The organism is Streptomyces sp. NPDC017890 (genome assembly GCF_044328675.1).
Taxonomy (GTDB): Bacteria; Actinomycetota; Actinomycetes; order Streptomycetales; family Streptomycetaceae; genus Streptomyces.
On the sequence record NZ_JBIRHU010000006.1, the window covers coordinates 98889 to 122358 of the forward strand.

12 protein-coding genes are annotated in these 23470 nt (G+C 72.3%); 2 read left to right on the forward strand and 10 right to left on the reverse strand.

The features are described 5' to 3' along the window. Positions 1-51: 51 nt before the first annotated feature. Positions 52-1128 (forward strand): P1 family peptidase, encoded by a 1077-nt coding sequence (locus ACH4F2_RS09915; RefSeq protein WP_398132188.1) that lies wholly within the window; start codon positions 52-54, stop codon positions 1126-1128. A gap of 57 nt (positions 1129-1185) precedes the next feature. On the opposite strand, the gene ACH4F2_RS09920 is transcribed toward ACH4F2_RS09915, so the two are convergent. The 3 genes from ACH4F2_RS09920 to ACH4F2_RS09930 form a co-directional block, all read right to left on the reverse strand. Then, the gene (locus tag ACH4F2_RS09920) at positions 1186-1998 is read right to left on the reverse strand and encodes an inositol monophosphatase family protein (protein ID WP_398132189.1); all 813 of its coding nucleotides are present in this window, start codon (positions 1996-1998) and stop codon (positions 1186-1188) included. A gap of 236 nt (positions 1999-2234) precedes the next feature. Then, positions 2235-3131 carry an aminoglycoside phosphotransferase family protein gene (locus ACH4F2_RS09925; RefSeq protein ID WP_398132190.1) on the reverse strand — a complete coding sequence of 299 codons (897 nt, stop codon included), beginning with the start codon at positions 3129-3131 and terminating at the stop codon, positions 2235-2237. 142 nt (positions 3132-3273) lie between these two features. After that, entirely contained in the window at positions 3274-3486 is a 213-nt protein-coding gene (locus tag ACH4F2_RS09930) for an MbtH family protein (RefSeq protein WP_398132191.1), read from the reverse strand. A gap of 88 nt (positions 3487-3574) precedes the next feature. On the opposite strand from ACH4F2_RS09930, the gene ACH4F2_RS09935 reads away from it, so the two are divergent. Further along, positions 3575-4669, forward strand: coding sequence for an alpha/beta hydrolase-fold protein (locus ACH4F2_RS09935; RefSeq protein ID WP_398132192.1), 1095 nt, complete (start codon positions 3575-3577; stop codon positions 4667-4669). A gap of 15 nt (positions 4670-4684) precedes the next feature. On the opposite strand, the gene ACH4F2_RS09940 is transcribed toward ACH4F2_RS09935, so the two are convergent. The 7 genes from ACH4F2_RS09940 to ACH4F2_RS09970 all read right to left on the reverse strand — a co-directional run bounded on the left by ACH4F2_RS09940 (position 4685) and on the right by ACH4F2_RS09970 (position 23461). Next, a complete protein-coding gene (locus tag ACH4F2_RS09940; protein ID WP_398132193.1) occupies positions 4685-6385 on the reverse strand; it encodes an ABC transporter transmembrane domain-containing protein in 1701 nt (566 codons plus the stop codon). Further along, a complete protein-coding gene (locus tag ACH4F2_RS09945; protein WP_398132194.1) occupies positions 6372-17381 on the reverse strand; it encodes an amino acid adenylation domain-containing protein in 11010 nt (3669 codons plus the stop codon). The genes ACH4F2_RS09940 and ACH4F2_RS09945 overlap by 14 nt, the downstream gene beginning before the upstream one ends. 57 nt (positions 17382-17438) lie before the next feature. Beyond that, complete coding sequence (locus ACH4F2_RS09950) at positions 17439-19226, reverse strand: ABC transporter ATP-binding protein (protein ID WP_398132195.1); 1788 nt, start codon at positions 19224-19226, stop codon at positions 17439-17441. Between the two features lie 2 nt (positions 19227-19228). Then, positions 19229-20293 (reverse strand): iron-siderophore ABC transporter substrate-binding protein, encoded by a 1065-nt coding sequence (locus ACH4F2_RS09955; protein ID WP_398132196.1) that lies wholly within the window; start codon positions 20291-20293, stop codon positions 19229-19231. 92 nt (positions 20294-20385) lie between these two features. Continuing rightward, entirely contained in the window at positions 20386-21243 is an 858-nt protein-coding gene (locus ACH4F2_RS09960) for an ABC transporter ATP-binding protein (protein ID WP_398132197.1), read from the reverse strand. A 38-nt stretch (positions 21244-21281) separates the two neighbouring features. Next, positions 21282-22406, reverse strand: coding sequence for a FecCD family ABC transporter permease (locus ACH4F2_RS09965; protein WP_398132198.1), 1125 nt, complete (start codon positions 22404-22406; stop codon positions 21282-21284). Further along, positions 22403-23461 carry a FecCD family ABC transporter permease gene (locus tag ACH4F2_RS09970; protein ID WP_398132199.1) on the reverse strand — a complete coding sequence of 353 codons (1059 nt, stop codon included), beginning with the start codon at positions 23459-23461 and terminating at the stop codon, positions 22403-22405. The genes ACH4F2_RS09965 and ACH4F2_RS09970 overlap by 4 nt, the downstream gene beginning before the upstream one ends. Between the last annotated feature and the right edge of the window lie 9 nt (positions 23462-23470).

The following is a 23470-nucleotide window of genomic DNA, read 5'->3' on the forward strand; positions in this document are numbered from 1 at the left end:
TCGGCCGGCACTCGGGCCGCGTTCGCCGCGCAACGCGTAACGTCCGGACGTATGGAAGCGCAGCCTCACCCGCAGTCCCCGCCCGGCGCCACCCGGTGCCGGGCCCGCGACCTCGGCATCGTCGTCGGACCTGTCGACACCGGGCCTTTCAACGCGATCACCGATGTGCCGGGCGTCCGCGTCGGGCACACCACCGTTCGCCGGCAGCCCGACGTACACAGCGGGGTCACCGCCATCGTGCCCGACCTCGTCGGTCCTCAAGCCCCCCTGCCGGCCGGGGTGTTCACCGGCAACGGCTACGGCAAACTCATCGGCACCACCCAGCTGACCGAACTCGGCGCACTGGAGACCCCGGTCCTGCTCACCTCCACTCTGTCGGCCTTCCGCGTCGCCGACGCCCTCGTCGGCTGGATGCTCGAGCGGCCCGGATGCGAGGAGGTCCTCAGCCTCAACCCCGTGGTGGGCGAGTGCAATGACGGCTTCCTGTCCGACATCCGTGCGCGGCCCGTCCACGAGGAGCACGTCCGGGCGGCCCTCGACTCGGCCTCGGGCACACCGGTGGCCGAGGGCTGCGTCGGCGCGGGAACCGGCACCGTCGCGCTGGGCTTCAAGTCCGGCATCGGAACCGCCTCACGTACTCCGGCCCTGGCCGGCCGGTCCTTCACCGCCGGCGTCCTGGTGCAGGCGAACTTCGGCGGCACGCTGCGGGTGCTCGGCCGCACCCTCGCTCCGCGGCCCGTGGGCGTCGGGGCCGACGGTCCGGCGCCGGCCTCGGACACCGGCTCGTGCGTGATCGTCGTGGCCACGGACGCCCCGCTCGACGCCCGGCAGCTCACCCGTGTCGCGCGGCGTGCGGTGTTCGCCCTGGCCCGCACGGGCGCGGCCTACAGTCATGGCAGCGGCGACTACGCCATCGCCTTCAGTACGCGACCGGGCGGCGCTCCCGTCGCGGATGCCGAGCTCGGTCCGCTGTTCGAATCCGTTCTCGACGGGGTCGAGGAAGCGGTGCTCAACTCCCTGCTCGCGGCGACCACGACCACGGGCTTCGGCGGCCGTACCGTACCCGCACTCTCGGCGGACCTCCTGCTCGACGCCCTCGCCTCCCCTCCGCTACCGCCCGCTCGCTGAGAGCCGAGTCCCGCCCGACCGCCGCCTCCCCCGCCCCTTACAGGGGCGGGCCGAGCGTCACCGGCCGCCCGGCCGGCCTCCGTCGCGGAGCATCGACACCAGCAGCCCGTGTGTCTCTGCGTCGGCGGCCGCTACGAGGCCACGGCCCGCCCGACCGAGGGGAGCGCCGTCGATTCCGGTGACGACACAGCCGGCGGCCCGGCACAAGGCGATGCCGGCGGCGAAGTGCACGCTCTTTGCCAGGTCACCGCCGTCAGTGACGTAAGCGGCGCGTTTTCCGGCCGCGACCCAGGCCAGCGCCAGCGTCGTGGAGACCACCCGCGGCCGGAACCGCTGGACGAAGTCCGGGTGGGCGAGCAAGTCCACCGCCCGGAGTCCGGGCGCACTCGGGAAGGGCGGATCCAGGTTCACGTCGACCAGCCCGGTGGCCGCCGTCGGCGTCAACCGCGTGTCGCCCTCGTCGCGCCGGACCCGAGCGGTGTGGCCGTCGGTGACGTAGACCTCGCCGGCGAACGGATCGGCGACCGCCGCGGGACCGTCGCGCAATGCCACGTTGACGGCCACCAGCATGTTGCCGACGGCGTAGTTGAGTGTGCCGCACAGGGGATCCACCAACCACTGCCGCACCGCTTCGGCCGCCCCCCGCTGTCCGCCTTCCTCACCCAGCACCGCGTCCCCGGGCCGAGCGGCACGGATGACGGCGATGATCGCCTCCTCGGCCGCCACATCGACGTCGGTGGCGAAGTCTCCGGCACCCTTGTCGAGGTGGGTCAGTCGCTGCCCGTGTCCGGCGCGCACGACTTCTGCGCCTGCCCGGGCGGCGGCAGTCGCGACAGCGGTGTCGTCAAGGCCCGCAGATGAGTTGATCACGACGCGCAGGGTACCGGGCGACGCGTCCCCGGAGCACGCGGAGACCGGCCGGCACCGGCACAGGCCGGTCGAACTCGGCGCCACCTGGCGAGTATGTGCATCATTCAAATGATGTGCACCATGCGTGAAAGGGTTCGGTTCGGACCCGCACGGGCTCGGAGCGCACGGGTGCTGCGAGAAGCCCACCGTGGCGAGCTGCCCGTCGGTGACGTCGGCGATGCTGCCGTGCCGGCGGGCTAGCCGATGAGCGCCTGCGTGATCTGCCGTGTGGTCTGCGCGGCGACCCCGGGGTTGGTGGCGGCGTAGGAGGTGTGGGCGTTCAGCCCCGTGGCCAGGGCCCAACCGCGGCCTCGGGTCCAGGTGGCGTCGTCCACGCCGAGCGCGTCGCGGAAGGCGGCCCGGGGCCCGGCCGACATCAACGTGAAGGCGATGGTCAGGTCGCAGGCCGGGTCACCGACGCCGAGCCCGCCGAAGTCGATGACCGCGCTGAGGCGGCCGTCGACGGTCAGCAGGTTGCCGGTGTGGAAGTCTCCGTGGAACCAGACCGGAGGGCGGTCCCATCCCGAGGCGCCGAGCGCCGCGTCCCACAGCTCGGTCATGGCGGCCCTGTCGAACGCGCCGCCGACCTCCGCGATGGCGGCGCGCGTCGCCTCGTCCCGGGCGGCCAGCGGCTGAACGGTGAGGTCCTCTGCGGGGGCCCGGGCCGGGGCCCCGCCGGGCACGAACCGCTGAAGCGCGGTCAGGAATCCGGCCAGTTCGACAGCGGTCTCGGAGGAGTCGGCCAGCGCGTCCGCGGTGGCCACCTCCCCGTCGATCCAGCGGGAGACGGCCCACGGCCAGGGATAGCCGAAGCCGGGTTCCCCCACCGCCACCGGGACCGGGACGGCCAGAGGCAGGTGCGGGGCGAGCCTGGGCAGCCACTCGAGTTCCTTCCTGGCCTGCCCGATGGCGCCGGCATGGCGGGGAAGCCGGACGGTCAGCTCCTCGCCCAGCCGGTGGATCACATGGTCCGAGCCGGCCTGTTCGAGCAGCCGCAGGGGCAGCTCCGCCCACTGCGGGAACTGCCCATCGACCAGGCGTCTGACCAGTGAGGTGTCGATCGGGGGACGGCCCGGGATGCTCGCGGATACCAAGACGGCTCCTGCGGTCGGCCCGCTGCGTGCGGCGGGCGGTCCTGTCCATCACAGTGCGTCGCACGCACCCGTGTCGACTGACTTTCCTGTCCCGGCCCGGACGGCGGGCGGGGTACTCGTCAGTCCTGTGCGGAGCGTCGCGTCAGGCGTCCATGGCCTCGGCGAGTGATCGGGGGCGCAGATCGGTCCAGTTGACCTCGACGTACTCCAGGCAGGCGTCCCGGGTGTTCTCCTCGAAGACGGTCGTCCACCCCCCGGGAACCTCCGCGAAGGACGGCCAGAGCGAGTGCTGGCCCTCGTCGTTCACGAGGACGAGGAACCGGCCGTCGGCGTCGTCGAAGGGATTGGCGCTCATACGCGGTGCCTCCAAAGGGATTAGGTTAGGCTCGCCTAATTGAAATCGAGCTTAGCCTTCTCGCTTTCCGCTCCACAAGGAGACGTTCATGAGGTTGGGGGACGACGCCTTCGCCGCCTTCGGACTGTCCGGAGCGCCCGGCACCGAGGCCTTCTGGGCGACTGCCAGGTCCCCCGCGTCGATACCCGAAGGCGACGACTGGACGACCCTGTTCCTGCGGCGCGGGTCCGAAGCGGCGAGCATGGTCTTCGAGAGCTGGTCGGAGCCGGTGCCCCTGCGGCGGTGGGGCAGTACGGACTGCTGGTACGCCGAGGTGCGGATGCCGGCGCGGCTGCGGGTCACGTACCAGTTCCTCGTGGGTGACGCGGCGTACGCGGACCCGTTCAACCCGGTCGGCGCGGGCGGTGACCGGTCCATCGCCGCCACCCCGGACGCCCCGGCCCAGCCGTACTGGCCCGCAGTGGGCGCCGGCACCGACGTCGTACTGCCCCTCCCCCGCACCCGGCTCCGCTGGAGCAGCGAACGGCTCGGCGGGCGGCGTACCGTGCGGGTCCATCCGGCGGGCGGCGGCGGACCGGTGGTCCTGCTGCTCGACGGGGACGACTGGCTGTACCTGCACCCGGCGACGACCGCGTTCGACTCGGCCGTCGCCGGTGGGGCGATGCCGCCGGTCACGCTCGTCTTCCTGCCGGCGAAGGACAGGACGGCCGAGTTCGGCTGCCGTCCCGAACTGTGGGAGGCGGTCCGGGACGAACTGCTGCCGCTGGTGGCGGAGTGCGGGGTGCCCGCCGACCGGGACCGGCTGGTGGTCGCGGGGCAGAGCCTCGGCGGGCTGAGCGCGCTGTACGCGGCGCTGGAGTTCCCGGACCTGGTGTCCCGCGTCGCCTGCCAGTCGGCGTCGTTGTGGTGGACGCCCGGCGCCGCGGATCTGGCGGACCCGTTGGGCGGGCCGGTCGGCGGCGCCGTCGCCGCGCGCCTGCGCGGGCGGCCCGACCTGTCCGGTCTCCGGGTCGCGTTCGACGTGGGGGAACACGAGACGCGGATGCTCCCCCACTGCGGCCGGGTGGAGTCGCTCGCCGAACAGGCCGGTGCGACCGTGCGGGTGTCCCGCTCGGCGTCGGGGCACGACCGGGCAGGCTGGCGGCACGCCCTGCTCAGGGATGTCGCCTGGGCGCTCGCCTAGGCGGTTGCCGCCGGGTCACCGGGCCACGGCCAGGCAGTAGGCCTCGTCGGTGGCGAGGAGGTTGCGGTGCGTGTCCTCGGCGGTGATGACGCCGTCGTCCAGGACGAGGACCCGGTCGGCGGCGTCGAGGAGGGCCGGACTGCTGGTGATGACGAGGGTGGTGCGGCCCCGGCGCAGCTTCGCGATGTTGCGTGCGACGAGTTGTTCGGTGACCGCGTCGACGGCCGTCGTCGGATCGCGCAGGACGAGGACGTCGGCGTCGGCGGCGAGGGCGCGCGCCAGGGACAGCCGTTGCCGCTGGCCCCCGGAGAGGTTGGCGCCCCGGTCGCGTACGGCGTAGTCGAGTCCTTCGCGGTGCAGGGCGACGACGTCCGTGAGCATGGACGCCTCGACGGCCTCGGGGACCGCCCGGCTGCTGCCCGAGGGGTCGATGTTCGAGCGGAGGGTGCCCGCGAAGATCTCCCCGTCGTACGGGTTGACCAGCATGTGCTCGCGGACCGCCTCGGCCGACAGGTCCGCGAGGTCCTGGCCGCCGACCCGCACCGCCCCCTCGTACGCGTCCGGCGGGACGTGCAGGGCCAGGACCGAGGCGAGGTCGGCGGCGGCGCGCGGCTGGTAGGCGGCGACGGCCACGAACTCGCCGGCGGCCACCCGGAACCTGACCTTGCGCAGGGCCCCGTGCCGGACGCAGTCGACTTCGAGGTCACCGCCGGCGGCCGGCCGTCCAGCCCCCGGGGCCGTCACCGGCGGCGCGGTCAGGACCAGCGCCATCCGCTCGGCCGACGCACGCGCGATCATCACGTACTTCGGCATCTCGGAGAACAGCTTGAGCGGTTCCATGATGAACTGCGCGAGCCCCACGGCCATGACGAGCTCGCCGATGTTGATCTGACCGTCGAACGCCAGCCAGCCCGCCGTCAGGGTCACGGCGGCGGCGAGGACCGCGTTGAGGGCCAGCGCGGTGCCCGCGTACACGCCGTTCACCCTGGCGACGGTGACCGCCTGGTGCTTCGCCTCCGTGCTGACCCTCCGGTAGGACCGGAACGCGGCGTGGTTGCCGCCGAAGCCGTGCAGCGGGCGCAGGCCGATGATCAGGTCGGCGACCTTCGCGCCCGCCCGTGCCACCCGGGCCTGCTGTTCGCGGGTACTGGAGCCGATCCGCCTGGACATCACGCTCAGGACCGACAGGATCGCGACGGTTCCCACGATCACCAGCCCTCCGAGCCGTATGTCGGCCAGACCCAGCGCGAGAGCCGCGATCACCACTGCGACCAGGGAGCTGATCAGCAGCGGCACCACCTCGATGATGTCGGCGGTCTGGTCGGCGTCCTCGGTGGCGATGGTCAGCACCTCGCCGGACTTGAGATCGACGTCCCTGGCCACCGGCTGGAGTCCGCAGGCCGCGACCCGCACCCGCCAGCGGTGCGCCTCCGTCGTGTTGGCGCCTTGCAGGATGCGCATGCCGAACCGCCACGACAGCGACACGGTCGTGATGATCACGGCCAGCGCCGCGATGGAGACAGCCAGGGCGCCGGGGCTGCGGTCCCGCATGGTGTGTTCGACGATCAGCCCGAGGGCGATCGGGAAGGCGGTCTCACCGGCCTGGTACAGGCCCATGAGGACGGTGCCCGAGACCATCGCGCCGACGTTGCGGCGCAGGGCGGTACGGAGGATGTCGGACCCCGGGCGGGGCCGCTGCGTGTCAGGAGTTGTCATCGAGGTGGCGGGCAATCGCTTCCGGGGTTCGCAGGGTGAGCAGGTCGCGGATCGTGATCACTGGACCGTACTCCCGGCGGAGCAGCCCGGTCAGCCGTACCGCCAGCATGGAGTGCCCTCCGAGGGCAACGAAGTCGCTCACCGCGCTCACCTCGTCGTCGTCCAGGTCCAGGGCCTCGGCGAAGAACTCGCACACCACCGTCTCCGTCCCGGTCTCCGCGCTCCGCTCCCCCGCCGTGGTCAGCGCGCCCAGCGGCTTGGCCTCCGGCAGCGCCTTGGTGTCGGCCTTCCCGTTCACGGTCAGCGGGATGGCGTCGACCTGGGCGTAGTGCGTCGGGCGCAGGAAGTCCGGCAGTCCGGCGCCCACTTCGGTTGCGACCGCCGCCAGGTCGGAGCCGTCCAGCACCAGGTAGGCGGCCAGCCGGTACGCCCCGTCGACCTGCGGGTCGGGCTGTGCGACCGCGGCGACGAACCGCACCGCCGGGTGCGCCGCGAACACGGCCTCGACCTCGGCCGGTTCGATCCGGTGCCCCCTGATCTTGACCTGCTGGTCGGTGCGGCCCAGGTACATCAGGTTCCCGTCGGACCGCCGGACCACCAGGTCCCCGGTGCGGTACATGCGCCCGCCGGGAACGCCGAACGGGCACGCCACGAAGCGGTGCGCGGTCTGGGCGGGCCGGCCGAGGTAGCCCCGCGCGATGCCGATGCCCGACACGTACAGCTCCCCGGGGACGCCGTCCGGGAGCGGCCGCAGCCACGGATCGAGCACGTACACGTCCGTGTTGTCGATCGCCACCCCGACCACCGGGTCCTGGCATTCGAAGGTGCCGACGCCCAGCGTGTTGATGGTGTACTCGGTGGGTCCGTACAGGTTGTAGCCGGCCGTTCCCTCGGTCTCGGCGAGGCGCTGCCACAGCGCCGGGGTGACGGCCTCGCCGCCCAGCAGCACCAGCGCGGGCCTGTGTGACGGGTCGTCGAGCAGGCCCTCGGCCACCAGTTGCTGCGCGTAGGTCGGGGTCACGTTGACGACGTCGATCCCGTGCGTGAGGCAGTACTCGACCAGGCGGGGCGCGTCGCGGCGCAGTTCCTCGTCACAGATGTGCACCTCGTGACCGTCGGCGAGCCACAGCAGTTCCTCCCACGACATGTCGAAGGCGAACGACACGGTGTGCGCGACCCGGAAGGTCCGGTGGCCGTGTTCCGCGAGCACCGGCTCGAAGATCCGCCGCTGGTGGTTGATCAGCATGTTGGTGAGTCCGGCGTACTCGGTCACCACGCCTTTGGGCTTCCCGGTCGATCCGGAGGTGTAGATCGTGTACGCGGGGTGCCGCAGGCGGTCCGGGTCGTCCGGCGCGAACGTCACGAACGGCTCGGCGTCGGGCAGCGGACGGTCCAGCTCGACCAGGCCGCCGCAGAACGGGATCAGCCGGGGCGAGACGGTACTCACCGTGAGGATCAGGTCCGGGCGGGCGTCCGCGACGATCGTGGCGATCCGCTCGTCCGGGTGGTCCAGCTCCAGCGGCACGTACGCGGCGCCGGTGCGCAGTACGGCGAACAGCGCGACGATCGAGTCGAGGGAGCGCGGGATCGCGAGGCCCACGGTCGTCTCGGGTCCGACGCCGCGCCCGGCGAGGACACCCGCCACCGCGCGGCTGCGGTCGCGGAGTTCGGCGAAGGACATGGTCGAGCCGTGGGCCACGAGTGCGACGCGCCGCGGGTCGCGGTCCGCCGCCCGGTCGAACCGGTCGACGACGGTGTCCGTGCCGACCTCGGTGCGCTCGGCGGGCCCGGGCGCCGTGGCCAGGCCTCGCAGCGCGCCGACCGGGCCGGTCGACCGGGCCAGGTCGTCCAGTACGCGCAGGTAGTCGTCGAGGAGGCGGCGGGCGTTCGCGGTGTCGTCGTCGCGGTACTCCAGCTTGACGGTGAGCCGGTCGCCGGGGGTGACGACCCAGGTGAACGGGTAGTGGGTGGAGTCGTCGGCCCGTACCGAGGTGATGCCGTGGTCGGCGTTCATCTCGGCGAAGGCGTCCATGTCCAGGAAGTTCTGGAGCACGAACAGGTTGTCGAACAGGGTGTCGTGTCCGCCGGCGCGCTGGATCTCGCCGAGGCCGAGGTGCTCGTGCTCCATGGCCTCGACCCTGGCGGCCTGTACGGCCGTCAGGTACGCGCGGACCGTGTCGCCCGGCCGCGCCCGCGTCCACATGGGGACGGTGTTGAGCAGTACGCCGACGATGTCGGACAGTCCCTCGCCCTCACGGCCGGAGACCGTCACACCGAACACCGCGTCGGCGCGGCCCGTGCGGGCGCCGAGGAGGAGGCCGAACGCGCCGGTCAGCACCGAGTTCAGCGTGACGCCGTGCTCCCTGGCCGCTTCCCGCAGCCGGTCCGACCGGTCGGCGGACAGCGTGTGCACGAGCGCGCGCGGCAGGTCGTCGGAGAGTGCGGGCGCCGGTCCCGCGAGCAGGGTCGGGCCGGCGAGGGCTGCCAGGTACTCCGCCCAGAAGCGTTCCGATGCCGCGGGGTTCCTGGCGGCGAGCGCGCGGGCGTGATCCTCGAAGCTCGGTGTGGCCGGGACCGGAGCCGGCTGCTCGCCCGCGAGAACGGCCCGGTAGGCGTCGAACAGGTCCCGCAGCACGATCTCGCGGGACCAGCCGTCCCACAGCAGCAGGTGGTAGCTGAGCAGCAGGCCGTCGCGGTCGTCGGGCAGGCGCACCACGGTCAGCCGGACGAGCGGTGGCTCACCGGGGTCGAAGCCCGTGTTCCGGTCCCGGACGCGCAGGGCCTCGACCTCCTCTTCCGTCGCGAGCGCGACCGTGCGGACGTCGGCCCGCCGGCCGGCGGCGAGGACCTGGACGGGGTTTCCGTCGTCGTCGGTGGTGAAGCCGGCGCCCACGACCGGGTGCCGCGTGATCACGTACGCCATCGCCTCGGACAGCGCGTCGGTGTCCAGGCGCCGTTCGAAGGTGAAGTAGCTCTGCGCGACGTAGTGGCCGGCCGAGCCCGCCATCTGGGCCTGGAAGTACAGGCCCCGCTGGAGCGGGGTGACCGGTGCCGTGCGCTCGGCCGTCGCGGAGGCGTCCGCGATGCGCTCCAGCGCGCCGTACCAGTGCTCGGTGATCTCGTCGGGGATGCCCTCGGCGAGGGTGAAGGCGGCGTGCAGGCTGCCGGTGGCCGCGTCGATCCACGTGTTGACCTCGACGGCGTACGCGCTGCCCGGGTCGCCGCCGGTGAGGTGCAGCGCCTGGGACTCGCTGCCCCGGCCGAGGTAGTTGAACAGTACCTGCGGGCGGTCGGTGAGCAGCGGGGCGGTCTGCGGGTTGAGGTACCTGAGCCCGCCGTAGGCGAGGTGCGCGCGTTCGTCCGGCCGGCGCTCGGTGAGCTCGCGCGCCGCCGTGAGGGGGTCGGTGTGCGGTGTGAGCCTTACGGGAGCGATGGCGGTGAACCAGCCGACCGTGCGGGTGTAGTCGTGGTGCTCGACGACCGGGACCCGGCCGTGCCGCTCCAGTTCGATCGCGAGGTCGGTGGGTGACGGCTGGATGTGGGTCAGCGCGGCGCGCAACGCGCCGCACAGCAGTTCGGTGGTACCGATCCCGAGTGCGGTGGGCGCGGTACGGGTCACGCGGTCGGTCGTTTCGGGCGGGAGTACGACCGTGGTCTGCCGCAGCCCGTCGACGGAAGGCAGCAGCGCGGGTGCCTGGAGGGTGGTGATCCAGTGGTCCAGGTCGTCGGTCGCGTGGGTGGAGTGGGACGTCAGCGCCGCGGCGTACTCGGCGTAGGGCGTGGTCGGCGGTGCCAGGGGTGCGCCGCGCATCGCGGTGGTCAGGTCGTCCAGCAGGACCAGCCAGGACACCGAGTCGACGGCGAGGTGGTGCACGGTGATCACCAGGGTCCGGCTCGTCTCCAGCCACGAGAACGCGATGACCTCCCCGGACTCGGGGTCGAGCTGTCCCGCGGCCTCGTTCGCCGCCGTCGTCGCATCGGTCGTGTCCGGTCGTACGACGGTGACCTCGCGGACGGGTTCGGTGCGCAGTGCCCACACCCCGTGGTCGGCGCGCAGCCGCAGGCGGAGCACCGGGTGCGCGGCCACGACGGCCCGCGCGGCGCGCTCGGCATCGGCGAGCCCCGTGCCCTCGGGAGCCGCCAGCGTTCTGGCCTGCGCGAAACGGGCGAGCGAGCCGCCCAGTTCACGCCGGCGCAGGATGATCGGCGTCGGCGCCAGCGGGCCGTCCTCGTGGCGGGCCGGCGCGGGGGGCGGGGTGGGTGGGGCGCTCGTGTCCAGGTGCTCGGCGAGCGCGCGTGGGGTCCTGAACAGGAACACGTCCCGCGGCGCGATCGGCAGGCCGAGCGTCCTGGCGCGGTTGATCACGGTGATGGCGACGATGCTGTCGCCTCCGGCGGTGAAGAAGTCGGTGTCGGGGTGCGCGGTGGAACCGGGGAGCGTGTCCGCGAAGATCTTCACCAGCGCGGCGAGGGCGGAGGTGTTCCGCCGGAGGCCCGGTGACACGTCCGCCCGCTGGGGGACGGCCGCGCCGTTCCCCCTTGTGGGACGCGTCACCGCACCGGTCTTCTTCTCCCCAGTCTCCTGCCAGGCCGTCAGGGTGTCGTCCTGAGAGGTCCGCTCGGACAGGGCCTCGCGGTCCAGTTTGCCGTTGACCGTCAGCGGCAGGGCGTCGACCGGCACCACCCGGTTCGGCACCATGTGTGCGGGCAGTTTCGTGGACAGGGCACCGGTGAGGTCGCCGGGTGCCCGGCCCACGACGTGCGCGATCAGGTGGTCGCCGGAGCCGGCCACCGTGACGGCCACGTCCACGACACCGTCGAGTTCCCGGACGGCGGCTTCCACCTCGCCGAGCTCGATACGGAAACCCCTGAGCTGCACCTGGTCGTCGGCACGGCCGGCGAACTCCAGCTCGCCGTCGAGCGTCCGGCGGGCGAGATCGCCCGTGTGGTACATGCGGGAGCCGTCGCCCGCGAACGGGTCGGCCACGAAGCGGCCCGCGGTCAGTCCCGGCCTGCCCAGGTAGCCGAGCGACACCTGGTCGCCGGCGACGTAGACGGCACCCACCCGGCCCGCCGGGACCGGCCGGAGCCGGTCGTCGAGGAGATGGGTGACCAGGCCGGGAAGCGCAGCGCCGATCGGGCTGACGGCGCCGCCGGGACCGAAGTCCTCGTCGGTCAGCACCCGGTGGGTGACATGGACGGTGGTCTCGGTGATGCCGTACATGTTGACCAGCTCGGGCGAACCGGTACCGTGCCGCTCGACCCAGCCGCGCAGCCGCCCGAGGTCCAGCGCCTCGCCGCCGAAGATGATCCGGCGCAGCGCGGGGAGCGGCCAGCCGGCATGCCGGTCGGCCTCGATGAACTGGTAGAACGCCGACGGTGTCTGGTTGAGAACGGTCACCCCGCGCTCGCGGACCAGCCGGTGGAAGTCGACCGGTGAGCGGGTCAGCCCGTACTCCGGCACCAGCAGCTCACCGCCGTGCGCCAGCGCGCCCCACAGCTCCCAGACCGCGAAGTCGAAGGAGAAGGAGTGGAACTGGACCCACACGTCGTCCGGGCCGAAGTCCATGCCGGACCGGGTGTTCGCGAGCAGCGTCACCACGCTGGAGTGCGCGACGACGACGCCCTTGGGCCTGCCGGTCGATCCGGACGTGTAGATCACGTACGCGGGGTCGTGCCCGCGGGCACGGGACTCCGGGGCGGTGGTGGCCGGCGGCGGCTCCTCGCCCTGGACCAGCACGCGGGCCGTCGGCACACCCGCCCGGGACAGCAGCCGTGTGAAGCGGTCGCGCTGGTCCGGGGCGACGAGGACGACCTGCGGGGCCGCGTCGGCGAGGACGTACTCCAGTCGCTCGTCGGGGTACGCCAGGTCCAGCGGCACGTACGCGCCGCCCGCGCCGACGACCGCGACCAGGGCGACGACCTGCTCGACGGAGCGTGGTACGGCGACGGCGACCCGCCGGCCCGGCCCGATCCCGGCCGCGCGCAGGACCGAGGCCAACCTGTCCCTGGCGTCCGCCAGTTCGCCGTAGGTCAGGGACCGGGTGCCGCCGTCGAGGGCGCACTGGGTGACGGCGGTGGCGGACGGGGCCCGGCGCGCGGCGGCGTCGAACAGCCCGCCGAGGGTCGTCGGGGTGGTCGGCGCGGGGCGCCGGATCGGCTCGGACGCCAGGTCGTCGACCAGGGTGTCGGGCCGGGTGAGCAGGCCGGTGAGGGTCCGGGTGAACGTGGCCAGGATCCCCTGGGCGCCCGCCTCCCGCAGCAGCTCGCCGTCGTGGATCAGGTTGAAGCGCGGGCCGCCGCCGGGTGTGCGCTCCACCACCAGGGTCAACGGGTAGTGCGGGGCGCCCTCGTTCACGATGCCGGTGATGACCAGCGTGTCGTCGGGCCGCCGCAGACCGGCCACGTCGGTCGCCACGTCGAACACCACCAGGGTGTCGAACAGCGGGCCGGTGCCGGCCTGGCGGGCGACCCTCGCGAGAGCGACGTGCTGGTGGGGCAGCACCGCGCTCCGGTGTGCTCTGACGGAGGCGAGCAGGTCGCGTGCGGTGGTGGCTCCGGTCCAACGGGCGCGTACGGGGACCGTGTTGATGAACAGGCCGACCATGTCCTCGATGCCGGGCACGTCGGCGTCGCGTCCGGACACCGTGGAACCGAACACCACGTCCCTGCCGTGCAGGATGCCGCCCAGCGTCACCGCCCAGGCGCTGTGCACGGCCACGCTCAGCGGCACGCCGGCCGACCGGGCGGCCGCGTCGACGTCCTGCTCCGGCACCACCGCGGTGTCGGCGAACCGGCCGGACGGGGTGTGTCCCTCGGCGACCAGCGAGGGGCCGGGCAGATCGGCGAGCTGGTCCCGCCACACCCGGTCGCTCACCTCCTCGTCGCGTCCGGCGAGAAGGCGTGCGTGGTCGGGGAAGCCGCCGAGCGGGTAAGCGGTCCCCGGCGTGTGGTACTCGGCCAGCAGCGTGCGCAGCATGGGCGGCACCGACCAGCCGTCGGCGATGATGTGGTGCACGGTCTGCACCAGGACGTTGTGGCCCGGGCCCCCGCGGATGAGCGTGTACCGCATCAGCGGGCCGGTGGCCAGGTCGAACCCGGCGCGGCGGTCCCCCTCGGCGTGGGCCCGGATCTCGTCGTCGGTGATGCCGGGGCGGTCCAGCGTGGTGAAGGGCGCCTTGACGCCGTCCTCCAGCACGGAGACCACACGGCCGTCGGCGAGGGCGACGAAGCGTGCGGCCAGGTTCGGGTAGAGCGTGAGCAGGCGGGTGGCCGCCGCCGCGAGCCGGCCGGCGTCGACCTCGCCGTCCAGCGTCAGCAGTTGCTGTTCGACGTAGCTGCCCGTCGAGTCGTCGTCGTAGGCCGAGTGGAAGTACAGGCCTTCCTGCAGCGGGGTCAGCGGCAGGATGTCCCGCAGCGCCGGGCCGTCCAGGGCGTCGACATCCGCTTGTGTGAGCGGCAGCGGGCGGAAGTCGCTGGGCGAGTGGCCGCCCTCGTCGAGCGCGGCCAGCCCTGCCAGGGCCTGTCGGTAGTAGGCCTCGATCGTCGCGATGTCCTCGTCGGTGAACATGCCGTCGGGCCAGGAGATGGCGGTGACCAGTTCATAGGCGCCGGTCGGGGCGGGTTCGGCGATCGCGTTGAACTCCAGGGCGCGCGGCAGGCGCATCCTCGGGTCGCGCCTTTCGCCCAGCCGGCCGGTGGTCCGTGCGGGTTGCCAGTCCGTGGACGTGCCCGCGTCGAAGCGGCCCAGGTAGTTGAACAGCACCTGGGGTGCGGGCGCTTCGAAGCCGGTGCGGGTCAGGTAGCGCAGGGCGCCGTAGGAGACGCCGTTGTCCGGGACCCGGGACAGGTCTTCCTTGACCGCCTTGAGTGCGGCGGTCAGGTATCCGGGCGCGGTGAGGTCGGCGGCCGCGCCGGGGTCCACGGTCACCGGGAACAGGGTGGTGAACCAGCCCACGGTCCGCGACAGTTCCGGCTCGAAGCCGGCGGACGGAGCCACGAACCGTCCCTCGCGTCCGTGGCCCTCCAGTTCGATGTGGGCGAACGTCTGGTCCTGGCCGAGGTCCCGGCGCCACCGGGCGAGGGTGACGGCGAGCGCGGTCACCAGTACGTCGTTGACGCCCGCGTGGAACTTCGCGGGCGTCTCGGCCAGCAGCGCGGCCGTGACCTCGGCGCCGACCGAGACGGTCCGTACCCGCTCCCGGGCGACGGTGTCGGCGTCAGACAGCGCGCGCCGGCCCACCGGCTCGTCCGCTCCCGGCAGGGGACGCCGGAAGTAGGCGCTGTCCGCGTCGAACGCGGCGCGCTCCAGCAACTGCGTCCAGCGCCGGAACGACGTGCCCACCGGGGGCGGGTCGATCGGGGCGCCCGAGGCGAACTGCCGCCACGCCGTGGCCAGGTCCTCCATCAGCACCCGCCAGGACACGCCGTCGATCACCACGTGATGGACGACGACGACCAACTGCCGTGCCTCGCGGCGCCAGACGGCGCGCAGCATGGCGCCGCCCGTCGGGTCCAGCCCGTCGGTGGCGAGCGCGACGCACTCGTCGAGGGGTCGGTCGCTCTCCTGCCACAACGCGTCCGGCTGGTCCGTCTCGCCGGTCTCCGGGATGTCGAAGCCCCATCGGTCGCCGCGCACCAGCCTGGCACGCAGCATGGCGTGCCGGCCGACCACGGCGGCGAGGACCTCGTCGAGAGCCCCGGGCGTCAGGTCCCCCGGGGTGTTCAGTACCACCGACTGCACGAAGCCGTCGATGGCGTCCGTGGTCTCGCCGAGCCACTGCACGACGGGCGATCCCACGACGGAGCCGGTCGCGACGTCGCGGTGGTCCACGACGGCGGTGTCCTCACGGCTCGCCACGGCCGCCAGCGCCCCCAGGGTGCTGTGGGTGAAGACCTGCCGTGCGGTGACGTGCAGACCCTCGTCCCGCAGTGCGCTCAGCAGCGAGATCGCCGAAATGCTGTCTCCGCCGAGCTGGAAGAAGTCCTGGTCGGCACCGACCTCGTCCAGCTGCAGCAGCGCGGCGACCGCCGCGCACACCGCGCGCTCGTTCTCGGTGACGGGTCGCACGACCGAGGCCGTCCCGATCACCGGCTCGGGCAGTGCCTTGCGGTCGAGCTTGCCGTTCGCGGTGAGGGGGAACTCCTCCATCACGACGATGTGGGCGGGCACCATGTACTCCACCATGTGCTCGCCGGCCCAGGCCCTGACGTCGGCCGCCCGCAGGCCGCCGTTCCCGGCTGACGGGATCACGTATCCCACCAGGTAGGTGCCGCCGGCCGCGTTCTTCTTCGCTACGACGCAGGTGTGCCGTACCCCGGTGTGCTCGGCGAGGCCGGCCTCGACGTCCTCGATCTCCAGCCGCATGCCGCGGATCTTGATCTGGTTGTCGGCGCGGCCGAGGAAGTCCAGCGAACCGTCGGGGGCGTAGCGGGCGAGGTCCCCGGTCCGGTAGAGCCGTGAGCCGTCGTCGGCGAAGGGGTTGGCCACGAACCGGGACGCCGTGAGGCCGGGCGCGTTGACGTACCCGCGTCCCAGGAGGAGGCCTCCGACGTACAGTTCGCCGCCGACGCCGACCGGGACCGGACGCAGCTCGTCGTCCAGTACGTACAACTGGGTGTTGGGGTTGGCCTTGCCGATCGACGTCGACAGGCGTTCCGCCGCTCCCCGGTAGACGACGTGCGAGACACCGATCGTGGTCTCGGCCGGTCCGTAGCCGTGGTACATGGGGATGTCGAGCCGGGTGCGGAACCGTTCGTACAGCTCCGGGGTCAGCACCTCGCCTCCGCACCACACGTGCCGCAGGCTGTCGAGGCGCCCGGAGTCGCCGCACATCTCCAGCAGCACGTCCAGCATGGACGACACCAGGTACGTGAAGGTGACACGCTGCTCGGCGATCACGCTCAGCAGGTGGTGCGGGTCGCGTTCGCCACCGGGCCTCAGGACCACGAGCCTTCCACCGGACACCAGCGGCAGGAAGATCTCGTTGATGGAGATGTCGAAGGACAGCGGCGCCTTGAACAGCGACGCGTCGTCGTGGCCGAAGCCCAGGACCTCGTGGACCTGCCACAGCAGGCGCTCACTGATCGCCTCGTGCCGGATCATCGCGCCCTTGGGCCGCCCGGTCGAACCGGACGTGAAGATCACGTAGGCCAGTGCGTCGCCGGGGACGGTGACCCGGGTGCCCTCGGCGGGGTGGGATCCGAACCGCCAGTCACCGAGGTCCACGGCCACGGCCTCCGGTTCGCCCTCGGCGTGCTCGCCCGAGGTGTTGAGCTGCGCCACGACCCGGGCGTCCTCGATGACGACGGCTCGGCGCGCGGCGGGCCAGTGCGGGTCGAGCGGCACGAACGCGCAGCCCGCCTGGAGCACGCCGAGCAGTCCGATCACCATGTCGGCGGAGCGTTCCAGGGAGATGCCGACGGCCTGTTCGGGGGTCAGCCCGCGTGCGAGGAGATGGTGGGCCAACTGGGCCGACAGCTCGGCCGTTTCGCGGTAGGTCAGCGTCCGCCGGTCGTCGACGACGGCGACGGCGTCCGGCCTGGTCCACGCCTGCTCGCGGAACATCTCCACCAGGGTCGGGCGGACCCGGCCGGCCTCCGTGGCGTTCCACCGGGCCAGTTCCTCCCGCCGCGCCGCCGCGCCGGACGGGCCGATGGTGCCGAGGGGCCGGTCCGGGAAGTCGGCCAGGTCGTCCAGCGCGAGTCGTGCGTCGTCCGGCACGACGCCTTCCGGGAGGGAGATGTTCCGGCAGTCCGGCCCGACGTTCCAGTCGCCGGGCCCCGAGCCGCCGTTGTCGACCCATCCGAGGACGTCGGCGAACAGGGTGCCGGGGGTGAGGTCGATGCCGTCGGGGCTCCGGCCGGTCGCCCAGTACGACAGCCCGATGGCGCACGCCTCGGCGATGGTCCGGTCGGAGAAGTCGCCGGTGCGGCGGCGTACGGCGGTCAGGTGCCCGGGAGAAAGCTGAACGAGACGAGCGGTCGGTTCCGTCATCGTAGACTCCACGCCCCTTCCAAGGAATGAAGGCAGGCTAGCCTAAGTAAGGCATACCTAACTACCCTCTCGCCAGGCCCGCCACAGCCGCGCGTACCGGCCGCCCAGGGCCACCAGTTCCCCGTGCGTTCCCTGCTCCACGACGCGGCCGGCGTCCAGCACGGCGATGCGGTCCGCGGCCATCGCCTGGGTCAGCCGGTGCGCCACGAACAGGGTGGTCCGGCCCGAGCAGGCGGCCAGCACCGCCCGTTCCAGCTCGGCGGCGCCCTCGCTGCCCGCCTCCGCGGTCGACTCGTCCAGGACCACCACGGGCGAGGGGCTCAGCACCAGCCGGGCGAGGGCGATCTGGGCGACCTGGGTGACGTCGAGGCGCTCGCCACCTTCGCCGACCAGCGTGTTCAGCCCCTCGGGCAGCGCGTCGACCCACGCTTCGGCGCCCACCGTGCGCAAGGCGCCCGTGAGTTCGGCGTCCGTCGCCTCCGGCGCGGCCAGCCGCAGGTCGTCGGCGAGCGGACCGGAGAACACGTGCGTCTCCTGGGTCAGGATGCTCACCAGGGCCCGCGCCCCGGCCTCGTCCACACCGGCGAGATCGGTCGGCCCGACGCGCACCGTACCGGCCTGCGGGGTGCCGATGCCCGCGATCAGCGCGGCGAGGGTCGTCTTGCCCGCCCCCGTCGCGCCCACCAGGGCGAGTGAGCCGCCGGCCGGGATCGTCAGGGTGACATCCCTCAGGACCGGCTCCTTGGTGCCGGGGTAGCCGAACGTCAGTCCTTCCACCGTCACCGGGTACGAGAGGGCGTCCGCCGTCACGGCCGACGCGTCACCCACCAGCCGGTCCGCCGCGTCCTCTCCCAGGACCCCGACCAGCCGGGTCAGACTCGCGCCCGACTTCTGCGCCTCGTCGAACGTGAACATGATGGCGCCGAGCGGAGTGAACAGCCGGTGGAACAGCAGCGGCGCCGCCGACACCTCGCCCAGGCTGGCGGCACCGGCCTCCAGCAGGGCGTACCCCACCACGATGATCAGGGCCAGCCCGATGAACTCGGCGCGGTTCTCCCTGCCGACGAACCGGCCGAAGAACCGGAACACCTCGATACCGAGATCGCGCACCCGCCAGGACTCGGTGGTGACCTTCTCGCGGAAAGCGTCCTCGAGGCGGTACGCCCGGACCGTGTCGATCCCGTTCAGGCCGCTCATCAGGGCCTGCGCGCGGTCGGCCTGGGCCACCCGCTGTCGCCGGTAGAGCGGGGCGGACCGGGGGAGGTACCAGCGCAGGGCCAGCGCGTACGCGGGCAGCGCGCCGGCGCCCGCGAGACCGAGCCGCCAGTCCAGGCCGAACATGCCGAACGTGGCGATGGCGACCAGGACGCCCGCCGAGAACACCGTGGGGACGGCCGTCCGGATGCCCTTGGAGATCACGGCCACGTCGTCACCGACCCTGGAGAGGACGTCTCCCCGGCCGACCTGTTCGATCCGGGTGCTGGGCATCGCCAGCACCGCCCGGACGGCGCCTTCCCGCAGGCGTGCGAGCAGATCGGCCCCCAGCCGCCCGATGAGGTAGGTCGACACCGCGGTGGCCGCCGCGCCGAGCAGCGCGGCGGCCACCATCAGGGCCCCGATCGTCACCAGGACGGAGGGCGATCCGCCCTCGGCCACTTCGTCGACCACCCTGCCGAGCAGGAGCACCGGGAGCACCTGGAGCGCCGCCCCTGCCACCGTGGTGAGTACGGTGGCGCCCGTCAGCCAGGGCACCTCGCGACAGTGCGCCGCGACCCATCGGGTGGCCTCGCGCCCGGTCGCCGTACGCAGCTTCGCCGGGGCGACGCGTGTGCCGGTGCCGCTCACACCTACCCGACCGACTTGACGAGCTCGTCGATCGCGTACGGCATGGACAGCATGGTGCCCTGGGAGATGGCCGCGCCGACCGCCGGGCCCTCACTGTCCAGCAGGTACGACACCTTGCCGTTCTTGACGGCGTCCAGGTTGGTGAACAGCTTGAACTTCTTCAGCGCGTCCTGGTCCGCCTTGTCGTTGATGACGAAGACGCGGTCGACGTCGACCAGGTCGACCCGCTCGGGGGAGAGCTTCGTGTAGAAGTTGCCGTCCGCGACCTTGTCGATCTCGGTCTGGTACGTGAAGCCGATGCCCGACACCAGCCGTCCGCGCACGTCGGTGGAGGTGAACGGCGCCACCGAGTCCTCGTACCAGGACAGGACGACGGCGGTCTGGCTCGCCAGCCCGGGATGCGCCTTCTTGGCCGTGTCGAGCTTCCCCTGGATGTCCGCCACCATCTTCTCGCCCTCGTCGGCCTTGCCGAGCGCCTTGGCGATGTGGAGCGCGTTGTCCTGCCACGGCGCGCTGAACGGCTCCTTCTCGGCCTTGGTGCGGCCCACCGTCGGGGCGATCTTGGAGAGCTTGTCGTAGGCGGCCTGGTCGATCTCCGAGTAGACCGCGATGATCAGGTCCGGGCGCAGGGCGGCGATCTTCTCGTAGTTGGGGCCGGAGTCGCCGTTCTTCATGATGACTTCGGGCTTGCTGTCGCCCCACTTTTCCTTGACCCAGGGCCACTGGGTGTTGATGTCGGGACTCCGGCCCGCCGGGTTCGGGTACTGGTCGACCATGCCGACCGGCTTGATGCCGAACGCCAGGATGGTCTGGTCGTCCGTGTAGCCGACGGAGACTACCCGCTCGGGGGCCTCGGTGACCTTCGTGGATCCGAACGCGTGCTCCACGGTGACCGGGAAGGCGCCGGCGGCGGCAGCCGGGGTGCCGTCGCCCGTCTTGTCCGCCGAATCGTTCGAGTCGTCCGATTCGGAACCGCACCCCGCGAGGAGGCCGACGCCGAGTGCCGCGGCGGACAGTGCCGCCGCCAACCGCCGCCAGGGCTTCATACGCGTCGTTCTGAGGAGCATCCGGAGATCCCTTGCTGTCGCGCTGTCCACTGCGCCCCGTCTGAGGGCAGCAAACCCTACCGCGTCCGAGTGAGGTTAGCCTACCCTTACTTTCACAACTCTGTGGCTGCTCCGCCGAGTTCGGCGTGGGTACGCCCTATCGGCACGATGAGCGGGCGGTCTCCCACCGGGTCGCCGATCACCTTGGCGCGCAATCCGAAGGCGTCGTGCAGCAGTTCGGCGGTGATCACGTCGCGCGGGTGGCCCTGCGCCAGGATGCGCCCCTCCCTCATCACGACGAGGTTGTCGCTGTACCGCGTGGCCAGGTTGAGGTCGTGCAGCACCATGACCACGGTGCACCCCGACTCGTGCAGGTCGTCCACCAGGTCGAGCACGTCGATCGCGTGCGCCAGGTCCAGGTAGGTGGTCGGCTCGTCCAGCAGCAGCAGGTCGGTGCCCTGGGCCAGGGTCATCGAGATCCAGACACGCTGCCGCTGACCGCCGGAGAGCGAGTCGACCGGACGGTCGGCCAGGTCGGACACGCCGGTCATGGCCAGCGCACGCTCCACGACGGCGGCGTCGTCCGACGACCACTGCCGCAGCCAGCTCTGGTGCGGGTGACGGCCCCTGGCGACCAGGTCGGACACCGTCAGCCCGTCGGGCGCGACCGGCGCCTGGGGCAGCAGGCCGAGCTTCTTCGCCACGTCCCTGGTCCGGAGCGTGACGATGTCCTCGCCGTCGAGCACGACCGTCCCCCTGGCCGGCTTGAGCAGCCTCGACAGCGTCCGCAGCAGGGTCGACTTCCCACAGCCGTTGGGACCGATGATCGTGGTGATCACCCCGGGCGGGATCGCCACGTCGAGGTCGTCGATGACGGTCCGGGCGCCGTACCCGACCGTGACGCCCCTGGCTGCCAGCCGTGAGGCACCGTCGACTTCGGACTCGGTCGCGGTGATGGACTGAACGACCACAAGGCCCCCTTGTTTAGGCTCGCCTTACTTTGTACCAGCTATCTGCGGTTCGCCCGCACCAGCAGATGGACGAGGAAGGGGCCGCCGATCGCGGCGGTGACCACACCGACCGGGAGCGAGACCGGCAGGGCCGTGCGCGCGATCAGGTCCGAGCCGATCAGCAGCAGCGCTCCCACCATGCCGGAGGCCGCCAACGGCGGTGTCGGGCACTTGGCCAGACGCATCGCCACCTGCGGAGCCACCAACGCGACGAAGGGGACCGGCCCCGCCGCGCTCACCGCCACGCCGGCCAGCAGCACCGCGCACAGCAGCAGGACCGCCCGCACCATCGAGTACCGGACGCCGAGACCCGCGGCGACCTCGTCGCCGAAGTGCATCGGCTTGAACTGGAAGGCGACGCACGCCACCACGACCAGGAGGACGAGCGTGCCCCACAGCGCCACCCTGACCTCGTTCCACCCCCGGTTGTCCAGCGAGCCGACCAGCCACGCCTGGGCCCGGGCCACGTCCCTGATGTCGGCCTCGACCAGCAGCCAGGTCGTGATCGCCTGCATCACGGCGCTCACCGAGATGCCGATGAGGATGAGCCGGAAGCCGTCGATCCCGCGCCGCCATGCCAGGAAGTACACCAGCAGGCCGGTGCCGAGACCGCCCGCGAGCGCCGCCGCGGACAGGCCCACGGCGTCGACGATCGCGGCGGCGGTGCCGCCCGACACGGTCACGAGGAACACCGCTACCGCACTGGCACCACTGGTGATGCCCAGGATGTCCGGGCTGGCCAGCGGATTGCGCGCGATGGACTGCGTGAGTGCGCCGGACACACCCAGCGCGATCCCCACGACGAGGCCGGCGAGGGCGCGGGGCATCCGCAGGTCCATGATCACGAACTCGTCGACCTGCTCACCCCGGCCGAAGACGGTGGCGACCACCCGGGGCAGGCCGATGGGGAAGTCCCCGACGCCGATGGACAGGCAGAAGACCAGGAAGACCGCCGCCGTCAACAGCAGCGTGACGCACGCGATCCAGGGCCGCCACACGAAGGACACGTGTCCGAGCCGCACCCCGGGCGTCAGAGCCGGCTTCGCATCCGCCCCGTTCGCCTTCACGCCGGCCCTGTTCGCTTTCACGCCGGCCCCGTTCGGCTTCACGTCCGCCCCGTTCATGCGTTCTTGAACTTTCCGCGCCACACGAGAGCCGCGAAGAACGGGGCGCCCAGGAGTGCGACGAGGACACCCGCGTCCAGTTCCCCCGGCCGCACCACCAGGCGCCCCACGATGTCGCAGACCAGCAGGACGACGGCTCCGAGCAGCCCCGCGTACGGCACCAGCCAGCGATAGTCCGGCCCGGTCAGGTACCGGGCCACGTGGGCCACCATGAGACCGATGAACGCGATGGGACCGCACGCCGCCGTCGCCGCGCCCGCCAGCAGGGTGATGGCGACGATGCCGACGGTCCGGGTCAGCGCGATGTTCACCCCGAGGCCTCGCGCCACGTCGTCACCCAGGTTGAGCAGGTTGACGGCGGGGAGCGTGGTCAGCGCCAGTACCAGCCCGACCGCGATGAACGCGGTCACCGGCCAGATGACGTCGAACCCGACACCGGCGACCGAGCCCGCGTTCCAGAACCGCAGCGCGTCGAGCGAGGCCTTGTCCGTCAGGGCGACCGCCGTGGTCATCGCCGCGAGGAACACGGTGACGCCCTGCCCGGCCAGCGCGAGCGTCAACGGGTTGCCTGCGCCCCGGCCGATGCTGGACAGCCCGAACACGACCACACCCGCGACCGCTGCCCCGAGGAAGGCGAACCAGACGTACTGGAACGGGTCGGTGAACCCGAACAGCGCGATCCCCGACACCACGGCGAACGAGGCTCCGGAGTTCACCCCCAGCAGGCCCGTGTCGGCGATCGGATTGCGCGTGTACCCCTGGATCAGTGCGCCGCCGATCCCCAGGGCGATGCCCGCCACGACCGCGAGCACCGTGCGGGGCACCCGCACGGTCCGCACGATGAGCCTGATCTCGGTGAGTCGCTGGTCGGGGTCGGACGCCGCGAACAGTCCGTGCCACACCTCGCCAGGACTCAACGCGCGCGCTCCGACGGCCAACGACGCCGCTGCCGCGGCCACGAGTACCACCGCGAGGACGCCCAGACCCGCAACCCGCCGTCGGCGGGCCTCCGTTGTGCTCCCGGGCGTGGGGCGTTCAACCGCAGTCGTGGCCATAGCGACGTA